Here is a 13139-nt window from a genome sequence, read left to right on the forward strand (position 1 = left end):
TTTTTTATTACAAAGCAAAGGCGTAATACGCTGATGAAAAACTGTGTCACAGGTCACTACAAAAACCAGTTATGTTCCATTGTAGCAGCACAGCGGAACCCGGGTTTCGCTCAATACATCCAAATAATGGAAGCGATCCCCACGTGGTCTATTACAAAATTGTAGCTTGGAGTGAAGAAATATCATCTCTTCCAAGCTACGGTTGAAAATACTCATTTAACTGCGGACATACTGTTAAATTAAATTTACTGCACCTTCCAAACGTGTCTTAAGTAAGAAAAGAATTGCTTTCCTTTTCTTATGGGTAAGAGCATTTGATTGTGCCAAACTCAAACAATATTCGCTAAACGCAGCAAGTTTTTCTTTACTTGTTTGTGTTGATTCATCAGGAGCATGCAATTTTTTGTAACTTTCTTCTAGCTCGCTCGCAATAGCATCCATTATTTTGGGGGCAGGATTTCCTATATTTTCTAACCCCTCTTGTTTGCTGACTGTGGTAATTTTTTCCAAAAGCTCATTTATCTGTTCAGACGTTACTTCATTCGCTTGGGTAGACTTTTTCGTAATCGCTCTTAGGTAATTTTGATTATTACTTTCCCAATATTCTCTATCTCCCTGGAATGCAATTACAGTCATTAACACGCGAGAATCAATTTCTTTTTGATTGAATAAGGCTCGATTGGTAATATTAAAAGTCCAATCATTTTTCAGCCTAAAAAATGGCCGATACAAAGTTGCCATTTCTTTATCTGTTACAGGATCATAAATTGTGAAAGTTGTACCCCAAAAATTCATACTCGCCTTAGCTAATTTGGTGTAACCATCTTGCCCATAAATATCAAACGTAGGGAAAAAGGCAAATAATTTTTCATCAGCCGATCCAATAAAATTTTCATAATTATCATAAACATCAAAATGAGCAGTCAGAGAAAAAAATTTTGACCGTGCATATGCCAATTTATTATCGAATGGATCAAAAAACTCATAGGTCAATAAGAGACTTAGAAATTTTCTATATAAAGTGCCCAGTTTTCGTGTTTTTGTTTCAATATCATAGCTCGTTGTTAAACTGATCCAATGTTCTTTGATGTACATCTCATCAGGAATTTCTGTGTTACCAAAGGCAAAACTTATATTGATTATCATTAATGATGAAAACAAAATGGCAATTATTTTTTTCATATAGACCTCATTCTAAATAAATATTCCGTTGTATTTATTCTTTTCAGGAAATGAATTTGATACGTTCAAATCTATTCCTGATTCAGAACAAGGCCGATTATATGGGAGTACTCTTAAGGGAGTATTAAGTGGATTTAACATGAATTTGCTATAAGAAAATAGCATTATTTTCTTATAGCAAACTAAGCTGTCTAGAATAGCCATATAAAATGCGTCACATTTTTACGGGATAATGTTTGTTGCGCGACATAAAAAGTATAAAATAATTTATACTTTTTATGTCAAACTTACGTTAATTTAGCGGGTAGACTCTTAACATCAGGATTTTTTGAATAAGCATCAAGAATTTCGTTAATTAATTGTTCAACAATACTTTCTTTCATCTCATCTTCAATCAAACCAACCTTTTCTTTCATACTATTCAAGCGAGTTTCTAGTTCCTTAGCAACTGAACCATTAGGAAATAATGCTGCCAAAAGGCGCCTTGCTTCCCCGGGACCAAGATGGCGATACAAGTGGTTTCTCACTGTAGCATCTTCAGCTGTAGTACTGAAAGCCCATAGTTCAACCGGTCCTAAAGTCAAGGTAAGCAACTGCACATTCACTCCAGCTTTAGTAGCGTATTGTGCCAGGAAAGTACCACCCCCTTGCCTTGGACCATGTACCCGAGTGCGTAAAGCAGCTTTTGCAGTATCGGTAAGTCCAAATATCGAAGTAGTTTTTTCGATCGCCTGTGAAGGTCCTGCATCCATAATGTAAATTGCAGTAGCAAAATCGATCATTACAGCATCAAAGTCATCAACTGATTGTGATAATAAAGCAATTTGTACTTTCCACTTACGGCCTTCACGCATATCGATAATAACTTGCTCACGCACCGCAGCAGATTTTGAAGTACGGTGAAACTCATCATAAACAATACGTTTGTGATCTTCTCGAATTTCTCGCACTCTTTCTTGATGATATTCTTTGTATTGTTCCGGTATATTGTTTAAGCTCTCTTCAGTTAAATAATAGTGCCTTGCCAATACATAACGAGCCAGCATGTACATAACCGCAGTCTGTCTGTCTGCAGCGTCCCCGCCGCTTTTCGCTACCTCATCAAGGTCAAGCGACACCACACGCGCATCACCAATATCAAAACTACTCACACGAGATAAAATAGGATATTCACGAACTGCAGCAGAGATCATTCGTGAAAACGCATTAATTAATGATTCACCTGTTGGTGCCGTTATTCTTTCGTATAAGTCTTCAATAGAAGGAGTACGGCAAATTGATGCAGCATCAGCTAATAAAGGCATTGCATAACGTTGAGCAAGCATCGCTTCATGCACAAAACCTGCAGAATAAAGCGAGTCTGTTACCTCCCACCAGGTTGATTTTGAATCACGAACAAACCCAATTTCCTCTAAAATACTGTCAAGAAACTCCTCCACTCCAGGGGAGTAAGGTGCGGGATTAAACTCATCAGCCAAACTTTTATATAGTTCATCTACTACCATACCTGCCAAATCCGGCATACCATCATAGGGTCTTTCTGCTCCAAGGGGGGTAGTTAGCAATGTAATAAAGTTAACTAAAAACGCACGCTCTAATGCCGTGGGATAGCGGCATCCTAATTGTGTATCAAAAGGATTGATTGAATACTCAGGAGTCATTCGTAAACGGTGATAAGCAACCAGATGGCGTTTTGATGCTGGAAGCGCTTCTTTTAATAATGAGATAAGACCACTACTTGAAGGCCCAATATCAATAATCGCAATACGCGGTAATCGTAATAACCCACCCGATAAGCATAAAGCTAAGTTAATCGCATTGGATAAAACTGATTTACCAGAACCTGGACGCGCATAAACCAAATCAATCCACGTCGTTTGTTCTGTAGATCCTGGCTGAAAAGGCCAAGGTTTACCATCAGGTGTCCTAAAGAGTAGTGCTCCTTTTGTCCAAGGTGATGCAGGACGTGTAATAGGCAATATCGAAACTATTGAGCTTAGTGGAGCAACTGTAGGAACTGCTACGCTGTTAAGGGTAGCGCCTAACATACTAGAAACAAAACCACCAAAAGGATCGCCACAAATTTCCGAAACATCGGTTGATCCCCAACCTTCAATTGCTTTTACTAATTCAGAACTTCTTTGACGTAATAACGCCAATCGGTCTTCAGGCGCCCAAGTTGTGGCAACAACTCGCAAGCGAACGATTGCTTCATCGGTATTAAGCTGAATGTATTTTAATAAATTCACCGAATCACTGATCAATCGATTTTGTGCTGAGCTAAAAGTTAGAATCGCTGCGAGAAGTCCTTTAAGCTTAATAGTTGACAGTCCTTCACTTTCAATTAAAAAAGATATTCTCCAAGGAATATGTGCGGGCAATATACGCGTAAATAACTGAATAAAGGGTCTTATATCTTTGGGAAATAAATCGATGTAAGTTGATGAATAAATCTTATCTCCAACCCTAACCGTACGTAAATCCAATACTTCTGCATCACGAGGAAATACTTGTTTTGCTAATGGAGGCCATAATAAATCAGAAGCATCACCTTCAAAACTATTAATTTCGCGAACTGTAACCTTATCTCCAGGTAAACTTGGCCGCCAATCATCTGCTGTATAATCAGGATCGGCAGTCATGCGAATGGCATGTATTGCATCATGAACTTCCAGTAATTTAGCAAAAACATGAAGCGAATCTAAATCATTCAAAACGGAACGAACATACGCATCATGGGTATCACGTAACTCTGGAATTGCTGCATAGATAGTCTGGCTGTTTTTAAAAGGAGGAGCCTTCATATCTTTGATCATTTTCATTTTAGCTTTACTTGCTGCCTTTAACTGATCAGAGGGCAAATTGAATGGTCGGGTAATGAGCACAAAATAGACACGCTCTTCTGCGCAATACTGTGCCATATAATTGACTCGTTCCTCAAACAAGTCCGTTAAATTAAGTTCCAGCCGTCTTGCAGTTGCTGTAGCTGGCTCATAAGTATCTTGGATCAATTTCCTTATATTTTGTTTATCATGGCTAAAGTAAACCTGTAAGGCATGCCCTGGACGTCCCATAGCTCCTTGAAATGAATTGGTGATACCAGCAACCAAATTGTCGAATTCTAAACTTCCAACAAGGGCTGATACCCCTTCAATTTTCAAAATAGATACCAGGGAACCATCATGATTAACCAATACTGTTGGACTATCTGCTGATTCCAAATCAATATAAGATTCTGTTGTTTGCTTGAGCGAAGTACTTAGCCAGGCAAAGAAGGTATCTATTCCTTCAAAAAATGATTCTGACCAATGCGCCATTCCTTTCCTCACATTTAACTAATAGCTAACTTGAAATTTCTTCTAATGCGCTAGCAGCCCATTTTTCAATTTGTTTACGAAATTTGGCCCGCGAAGGCAATAGAAGTATATCTTTAAACAATTGAGCTCTTCTCTCTTCGTCATTTACACCTGCATCGATCATTAGCTGACCAAATATTGCAGGGTCACTGGTTCCCTCTCCAAATTTTTCCTCCACAAGTTGTGAGCGAAACTTGAATGCTCGATAAATATTTTGTGCACTGGATTTATATCCAGTATCGTTCGTGATTGCACAAAATAATACGTGACATATGCTATTTAATTCAGGTTGAGTTAGCTCTGGAAGATAAATCAATGTTCCTCCACCATAACCACCAACACCAACGGACTCAATAAAAAAGCACTGTGCACAAAAACAACAAGAGGTTGCTAAGTTATCCAATTTATTATTGGCGTAATTATTATCGAGATTAATTACCTCTTGAAATAAGCGCGCTTGAAATCCACAAAACCTGCAAGTATATCTATCTCTTTGAAATACTTTTTGCTCAAACGCTTTAAATCGTTCGTCAACCTTCCTGGCAGAATATAAACGCCATGATCCCGGCGTAGCCATTAATTTCAATTTGTGTTGTTGTTGATTAACTGCCATCTTCTGGGCTCACATTTACAATAAACTTTATTGGCAATTATTTATTTAATACCTATTAAAAGATCCTCTACCCTTTAGCAGGGAGAGGATCAGAAATGAATCTTACCATTTTTATTATAAGAGCAACTACTATGCTATTAGCTGCCACTTGTATAAACTGTTCCTGTAGGTCCAGCAGTTGTACCACCACTGCCCCCGAACATTGTAACCCCGGTTACTCCTAAAATAGAAGGTAGGAACAATAAGGCCGCAGCGATAAAAACTAAAGCAATTGGTGTACCTATTGGAATTTGGGTCGGGTTATCTTTGTGCTGTTTAAATTTCATAATAGCACCAATTGAGAAACCCAATCCGGCCAGGTAAGAACCCGCAGTTATTAATTTTGTCAAATTTGTAAATGACGAGGTAATCGTTGATGCCATCGTTCCGACGGATATCCCACCTGCGGCAGCATCTTGACTTACCAAAGCCAACAAACTTAAACAAATAAAACTGCTTAACCAATATTTGTAACTAGATTTACTAATGACTTTACTCTTCACCTTTTTCTCCCCAATTAAATTACAAAAAATTAACTAAAATCAAAATCGTGCCCTGCCTTGTCTCACGATGTCCCATATAAAGTATTATTAATCATCTCAATTGTACCTACAATGTTGATTGCCAATATTCCTCCAAAAACATGCATTAAGCCTTTTCCCGTTCCTCCTGGTGGTTGTCCTTGTGAAGCAGAACGCGCAATCAACACCCATCCTCTTACGAAGGCAATCAAACCAATGACCTGAATAATAATTGTCAAAGGCCTCCCCACCACGCTTCCAGTACCAAATAAAGTATCAAGTGTCGCATTACTACTGCTTACTGGAGCATACTGGAGGACATTTTGATAACCAAAGGTACTTACCATTAATGATGAAAACGCCGATGGAAAATAAATAAATATGGCGCCAACTAACAAATATACAATTGGTTCTTTCATACTCGTATTACTTGACATCATAGTCCGGGCTTCACCATATGTCTTTAAACTATAGACTGCTTTGAATAAAAATGCACAGCCGATTAGATACGCGCCTCCTGTAATCATACGTTCTACAGGAATCAACGAATTTGCGACATTAGTTAGTATATTAACCTGACCCGATATCCAGCAAGCAACTGTTCCGCCCGTACATGTATCAGCCATACAAACACCTCAACTATCTTCTTGACTAAATCTAATTACTCGCCCTGAGCTCGTTAAAACCCGACCCTGCATAGAGTCAATAAGCTTAACTACCCCATATCCTGCGATTTTTGATCCTTCTCTTACTGTAAGTGTAGAACCATTTGTGCCAATTAGCCAAGCCCGACCAGGAATTACTGCATTTATATAGTAAATTATTTGCGAAGATGCTGGTTTAATGTGTATTACTCGCTTAACAGGTTTAGGTTTTGTCCGCTCTATTAGTACATTAATTACTTCTGATTGCTTCACAACCTGATTATTCAAATCGCTAATTACCTGATTTAGTTTTGTAATTTGTGCATTTAATGCGTTTACATTATTATTGATGTTGCTTACTTGCTGGTTCATTGAGCTCACCTCGGATTGAACGGTTTGTTGGCTCGACTCAATAGACGCTACTTTCTGTTGTAACGCTGCACTCTCTTGAACCATTGGAGGAGGTGTCTGTTGGACTACTGGTTGTTGGACTGGTTGTTGAACTTCCGGTTGTTGCTGAATTGGCGCAGGTGGAATCTCAGCTTCCTTCGGCTGCGGCGTTATTTCCGCTATAGGAGCAGGAGTCTCTGTCTCTTTAGGAGTGGGAGTAGATTTAGAGAACATCCCGCCGATAAATTTATACATCAACATCGCAAAAATAATTATACCTACCGCAATTAACGCATTACGTTTGATATTTTTTGGGGGCTCCCTCCCCCCTGATCCTGCAGAGGGAGAACTTGTTGAATCAAACTCTGAACTCTCAAGCGGTTCGTTCTCAAGAGAATCTAACTCAGCGAATTTATACTCATCATTTTGATCATTATCTGCCATTTTTACCTACCATCAAATTAAATAGATTTTACATCCTGAGTAAATAAAACCCCCACAGGAGTTCCTGCATAGACCTCAACAGTTGTAGGTGTATTAAATAATACTTGTGCTTGCTGTCCCCATGTCTTACCAACAGTAGCCAAACCAATCACAGCATTTTCTAGTGTAGAACGACCAACACCATTTGCAATGGTTACGTTATTGCCCCCACCTGTACCTCCAATGGTAACCGTAGTATTAGCAGACTGGAATGCATTACCAAAGCCCTCTAAAAACGAGGAAGCAAACAATGAACCGTATCTCAGTAAATAATGGTTATTTGTTTTACTGGAAAGGGCGGTTCTTGCAGTATTTGGATCAATTGCATAAGCAGAGATCGGGATTGTTTTTGGCGCGCCTGGAATTGACATCGTATTAAATGTAATAATCATTTTATTGGCATTCGACGGTAAATTAAAACTACCAATGAGCTTGGCACCCTTAAGTCTTCCCGAAACGATACTCGCAAGAATAGGGCCTGGCTCATCACTATTCACTGAGGTATCAATTACAGCGAAAAGTACGTCGCCTGTTTTAATCATATTCACTTGCGTCGTAGATACAGTAGTCGTTGAAGCCTGAACAGCACCTGGCCCTCCAGCAGCTCCCGCAGCTACCACTTTCTCATCTTCCTTATTTCCTGCGGTATAACTCTGTGTAGGTACATTTTTCCAATCTGCAATTAATTGGTTCGCAGCCGTTAGCATATCAGAAGTTTTTTGCTGAATTTTTTGTTGGTATTTTTGTTCAGCTTGCTGCTGGTTTTGTTTGTTGATAATGGCTTGCAACTGTTGATTACTCGCAGCAGAGCCTGGAAGTGTTACTGCAGCTCCTCCTGGGCCTTGGCCTAGTGTGGGAACTCCACCAATGTTAAATGCACCTTGCTGAATATTTGGTGCGCCCAAGCCTGCAACTTGTGAGCCTTCAGAAGCAGTCTGAATGTTCTGCAATTCTGCTGGGCTGTATCCAGCATTTCTTAAATCAGCTGCACTAAAGCCTGCATCAGCCAATTCTTTGGCACTAAAACCCGCCGCCTTCATCTCTGCAGCTGTAAATCCTGCATCTTTTAGGTCTTTGGCACTAAATCCTGCATCTTTTAATTCTTTTGCATTAAAGCCAGCGTCTTTTAAGTCTTTAGCACTAAAACCAGCATCTTTTAACTCTTTAGCACTAAAACCAGCATCTTTTAAGTCTTTAGCACTAAAACCAGCATCTTTTAAATCTTTAGCGCTAAAGCCTGCTGCTTTTAGTTGCGCAGCTGTAAAGCCTGCATCTTTTAAATCCTTAGCACTAAAGCCGGCATCTTTTAAGTCCTTGGCACTAAAGCCAGCGTCTTTTAAGTCTTTGGCGCTAAAGCCAGCATCTTTTAACTCTTTAGCACTAAAACCAGCATTTTTTAAATCTCTAGCACTAAAACCCGCCGCTTTGAGCTCTGCAGCTGTAAAACCGGCATCTTTAAGCTCTTTAGCTGTATAACCGGCATCCTTTAGCGCCTTTGCAGAACATCCAAGTGTTTTCTTAATCGTCAGTGCGCTAACTCCCGCAGCTCGTGCTTTCTTCAATGACTCAACACTGCAATCTGCAACACGTCCGCTCGCAATGATATCTGCCGGGCTTAATCCCGCATTTTGCAAATCCTTGGGAGTAAATCCAGCAGCAAGCAACTGTGCTGGGGTAAATCCCGCATCAAGTAACGATTTAACATCATACCCTGCATTTTTTAACGCTTCAGCACTGCATCCATTTAACTCTTTAATCCGTTTTGCAGAAACGCCCGCTGCGAAGAGTTTTTTCAGATTATCTGGGGAACAACCTGCCGCTTTGATTTGTTCATCCGTCAACGGAGTTGCAGCTTTGATTTCCTGAGGTGTGAAACCGGCATTTGCTAAATCTGCATCAGTAAAGCCAGCGGCTTTTAACGCTTGGGCGCTACACCCCGCATATCTTTTAATTAAAGCTGCGCTCACCCCTGCTGCTTTTTCTTTTTTTAATACATCAACATCACAACCCGCTTTCTTTACATCATCAGGAGTAATACCCGGCGGCAATTCATTCTCGGCTGCTCTTATATCCGCGGCAGAATAACCTGCCTTAGCAAGATCATCTGGTGTGAATCCGGCATTTAATAAATCTCTGGCAGTAAAACCCGCTGCCCTTAATTCTTCAGGAGTAAAACCAGCTCTTTTTAAATCTGCTGCACTAAATCCTGCATCACGCAATTCCTTAGCAGTAAAACCAGCCGCTTTTAATTGTTCTGCACTGCATCCACTTATCCGTCGAATTGCAGAAGCAGAAACTCCTGCTTTACGTAATTTAACCAGCGCATCGACATTACATCCAGCTTTTAATACATCTGCAGCAGTTATTCCAGCTGGTAAACCACTAGCTCGAGCTATCTCCTCTGGAGTATAGCCAGCTCCTTTCAATTCATCATCAGAAAAACCAGCGTCTTTCATCTCCTGGGCAGTAAAGCCTGCATTACGTAATTCACAAGCATTAAAACCACACTCCCTTAGTCTTGTGGCTGTATATCCTGCATCTTTAAGTTGCCTTGCATTAAATCCTGCAGCTTTTAATTCTTTACAGGGGCAAACTTGATCGAGCTCCCTTAAAGTATAACCATTATCTTTTAATTGCGCGCAGCTACATGCTCCCTTTAAATCAGATAATTGTGCCCCTTGGCTAACAACCTGACTCACAGCGGTCTTGGAGCAACCTGCGTTTTGTAATGTTTGCAGCCAAAGGCTTTTTTGTGCTCCCTCTTCATTCTCGCGTGCTAATGTTGCAAAACCTACTCCTGTTTGCCCGCCTTGAGAACCAATGACCCCAACGCCCTCACCCAATGCTTGGGTTCTGATAATTGTTGGAATAGCGCTTCCACCGGTTTGCTCTGCTTTTTGTGCCTGGCTAATATTTTGTTCTTCCTGTAATTTAGCATATTGAGCCGTTGGGTTAAGAACACCTGGAATAGATTGGATAGTACCTGGAGTATGCCCAACAGTTGCAACTGCTGAAGGCCCAGTATTAATCGATCTTAATTTTATATAGCCTATTACTATAGCAATCACTATCAGTACTATTGTAAAAATGATAATAACTCGTGTCCGAGTATTGGAAAAAAGTGACTTTATATTTTCTTTTCTGCCAGCCATTTATAACCCTTCTACCTTAAGCTGCATGACCTTCCCATGCCAGGAAACTAATAACACCGGTGACTTTTGCATTTCATAAGCATGCGTCCCATCTGCGCTGGTCATACTTGCCAACCAGCCCGGTGACAATATTGTAAGATTGGTTCTAACATACATTCTGTCATTAGCTAACCATGCACGCGCATCTCCTCCAGTAATATTTAATCGTTTGCTTCCAGGAGGAGGCACACCATCTAAAACATGAAGAAGCAATTCACTCGCTGAGGGTGGGATGCCTGTTTCTAGAGGCATGGTTTTCGCATTTGGTCCAAAACCTTGAACACGCAAATCAACTCGGTAATCTACTGCTTTTTGTCCGGGTATCAGCGTCAGCATTACCGGGGTATTTAACCCTCTCAAACGGACAGCCAAATTACCATAATTGTATAATTTCATTGCTTGAATCATTATTGTATTGCTTGTTTTATCCCATTGAATATTAAATGAGTTCGGATCCCCTAAATCATAAGCGGCAATCGGCCATGGTGCTCCGGATGAATCAAGAAAAACCAATGAAGAAACAAATCCCTGTGCCAAACGAATGACAGGCGGAGTCGAGCCAGGGGACAAATTCACAAATTGAGAAGTCGCTGTGGGCTTTGGTGGGGTGCCAGCGGGCGAAGCCTTAGCATATTCCATAGTTTCACTTATTTGTCTTAATTGAACAATTTGCTCTGTACTCAATGGATAGATGTTTCTTGTCATATCTTTAAATGCTTTATTGTCAATGATCTCTTCATCATTTTGGGTTATTGGCGCATTAGGATTAGGTGCTGCTCCTGGTGGAGGAGTTTGAGCTGGCGCTGGAGTAGGTTGTTTATAAATATTATTTGCAAGAGGAATAGGAATATTTTGCCCTTGATTTTGGGCTGGTGGAGGAGTTTGAGCTTGACCAGGAACGGGGGCTGGATTTTGCCCTGGTGGCTGATTTTGTCCTGCTGGTTGGTTTTGTGATAAACGTTGTTGCAGTAAGCGTAACTGTTGTAAGGCTTGTTGGGCACTATCGGATTCCTGGGCGTAAGAAGAAACAGGAATCCAATAAACTATTCCACACGTCAAACAAAACTTTAAAAACCAGTTCAGCTTTTTCATTAAGACACTCCACCTGCGGCAGGTCCTACAACAAATTGCGATATACCTATTCCCCTAGGCGAATTTAAAGTAGAAACACGGGTAATTAACATAGTAACCACATTATTTTGCTGAGTAAATTCGCTGGCGCTCTGGTATGTTACTAATATAGGCATTTGTACTCGCCATGAAAAACTTCCGTTCAATACGCCTTTTTGCAAGATAATGGGAGCTCGCGTTGCTACAGCAGAAACAATCAGCTTTTTAGCCTTCACCGCATCCAGGTTATTTGATTGTTGTAACGCACTTAGAAATTGATCCCAACCTTCGGGGGTAAAAAACCCAGAGGAAGCCTGCAATTCATCTCTATAGTTGACGAAATTATAAGTGAATGCAGCAATAGCAGCCTGATTTGCCCATTGTAATACTGCAGAATCTGATTGATTTGGCTCATTTAAAGGAAATAGAGGTGTGATCCGGCCATTAATACTGGTTGCAAAATATTTAGGCGCTGGGGGATGGGTAATCATATACACTAATAGGGCAGCTAGGATTATATTGACAATAAGAGCAATTAACAACGCAAGTATTACTTTACGTTGACTGTCTTTATAAAATTTATTTCTTAGTGCAACTACTGTCAAGGCGTCTTCAGCCATAATATCCTCTATTTATTGCTTATTGTGGTATCAATTTATCTTCCTCATTCTCTGCAGGTGGATCAGGAGGAAGCAATGCGTTCGATGAATAATTCGGAGCCGAAAGAGGCGTCAACTTAATAGGAGGTGCTACCCCACTTGTTGCATAAAAATCACGCTCAGGCTCTGTTAAATGAATATAGGCGATTAATAATCCAAAAATGCAATTCAGTAACAGAGAAATAATTAACGCAATCAGCCCGCGTCTGTATGAGTTAACATAGAAATTCTTACTGCTTTTTATTACTTCCCATGCTTCACGACTCATTCTTTCCCCTATGCCACAGCTCTTCTGAAAGTAATTTCTACTCGCGCATTTATTGAATTATCACCGCCTTTAGTGTATCCAATAATAGGTTTATCACTACCTAATCCTTGTGTAAAGATAAAACGGCTATCTACTCCTTGAGACCATAGGTATTCACTAACGACTCGCGATCTGGCTAAAGTCAATGCATGCTCTCTTCTTGGCGATACATATTTATTACTGTAACTGGCTACATTAATGGCAATTTTACGAAATTGTATTAGAAATGCGGCAACTTCATTTAATAATGGATAAGACTTCCATTTTAGATGTGGTGTTTCGGATTCAAACAAATAGCTCGCAGGAATGCTGATCATATAATCCTGACCAATAGTAATTACTTTAACCCCTTTTCTATTTAGTTTTTTAGCAAGCTTCATGATGGTAGCATCACAGGCACCAAGAACTTTACATGGATATTTGGGCTCGTCTTTCTCCATTGCCCAATAATCACCGTTACAGGCGGTCAACGTCAATAAGGCAATCAATCCAACAGCCTGAATTAGATTAATACGTACTGATCTCACTCACATTCCTCATATTTCAAATGACCACTAAAATGATTCTGACTGTAGTTCTATTGTGTGTTCCATCTTTAAGAAAAACATACAAATCATTACGTTACAATGAATTAAATAAAATAG

General features: G+C 40.0%; 11 protein-coding genes. All 11 read right to left on the bottom strand.

Going from position 1 to position 13139, the window contains the following annotated elements; all coding sequences use genetic code 11:
• Positions 1-234 precede the first annotated feature (234 nt).
• The gene (locus DY223_RS13600; protein WP_058458689.1) at positions 235-1182 is read right to left on the bottom strand and encodes an LURP-one-related/scramblase family protein; all 948 of its coding nucleotides are present in this window, start codon (positions 1180-1182) and stop codon (positions 235-237) included.
• Between the two features lie 287 nt (positions 1183-1469).
• Positions 1470-4499: a type IV secretion protein IcmB gene (locus DY223_RS13605; protein WP_058458690.1), complete on the bottom strand. Its 3030-nt coding sequence runs from the start codon at positions 4497-4499 to the stop codon at positions 1470-1472.
• Positions 4500-4524: 25 nt separating this feature from the next.
• Positions 4525-5151 (bottom strand): type IVB secretion system protein IcmJDotN, encoded by a 627-nt coding sequence (gene icmJ, locus DY223_RS13610; RefSeq protein ID WP_058458691.1) that lies wholly within the window; start codon positions 5149-5151, stop codon positions 4525-4527.
• A 137-nt stretch (positions 5152-5288) separates the two neighbouring features.
• Positions 5289-5693 carry a hypothetical protein gene (locus DY223_RS13615; RefSeq protein WP_058458692.1) on the bottom strand — a complete coding sequence of 135 codons (405 nt, stop codon included), beginning with the start codon at positions 5691-5693 and terminating at the stop codon, positions 5289-5291.
• A gap of 62 nt (positions 5694-5755) precedes the next feature.
• Positions 5756-6337: a hypothetical protein gene (locus DY223_RS13620; RefSeq protein ID WP_058458693.1), complete on the bottom strand. Its 582-nt coding sequence runs from the start codon at positions 6335-6337 to the stop codon at positions 5756-5758.
• 9 nt (positions 6338-6346) lie between these two features.
• Positions 6347-7189, bottom strand: a complete 843-nt coding sequence (gene icmG / locus DY223_RS13625) for a type IVB secretion system protein IcmG/DotF (protein WP_058458694.1) — start codon at positions 7187-7189, stop codon at positions 6347-6349.
• A 17-nt stretch (positions 7190-7206) separates the two neighbouring features.
• Positions 7207-10380 carry a type IVB secretion system protein DotG/IcmE gene (gene dotG / locus DY223_RS13630; RefSeq protein WP_058458695.1) on the bottom strand — a complete coding sequence of 1058 codons (3174 nt, stop codon included), beginning with the start codon at positions 10378-10380 and terminating at the stop codon, positions 7207-7209.
• Positions 10381-11511, bottom strand: coding sequence for a DotH/IcmK family type IV secretion protein (locus tag DY223_RS13635; RefSeq protein ID WP_058458696.1), 1131 nt, complete (start codon positions 11509-11511; stop codon positions 10381-10383).
• Positions 11511-12149 carry a type IVB secretion system apparatus protein IcmL/DotI gene (locus DY223_RS13640; RefSeq protein WP_058458697.1) on the bottom strand — a complete coding sequence of 213 codons (639 nt, stop codon included), beginning with the start codon at positions 12147-12149 and terminating at the stop codon, positions 11511-11513. Before DY223_RS13640 ends, DY223_RS13635 begins: the two co-directional genes overlap by 1 nt.
• A gap of 19 nt (positions 12150-12168) precedes the next feature.
• Positions 12169-12456: a type IVB secretion system protein IcmM/DotJ gene (gene icmM / locus DY223_RS13645; protein WP_058458698.1), complete on the bottom strand. Its 288-nt coding sequence runs from the start codon at positions 12454-12456 to the stop codon at positions 12169-12171.
• Positions 12457-12464: 8 nt separating this feature from the next.
• Positions 12465-13022, bottom strand: coding sequence for a type IVB secretion system protein IcmN/DotK (icmN, locus tag DY223_RS13650; protein WP_058458699.1), 558 nt, complete (start codon positions 13020-13022; stop codon positions 12465-12467).
• Positions 13023-13139: the final 117 nt, after the last annotated feature.

The organism is Legionella bozemanae, from assembly GCF_900450575.1.
In the GTDB taxonomy this organism is placed as follows: Bacteria; Pseudomonadota; Gammaproteobacteria; order Legionellales; family Legionellaceae; genus Legionella; species Legionella bozemanae.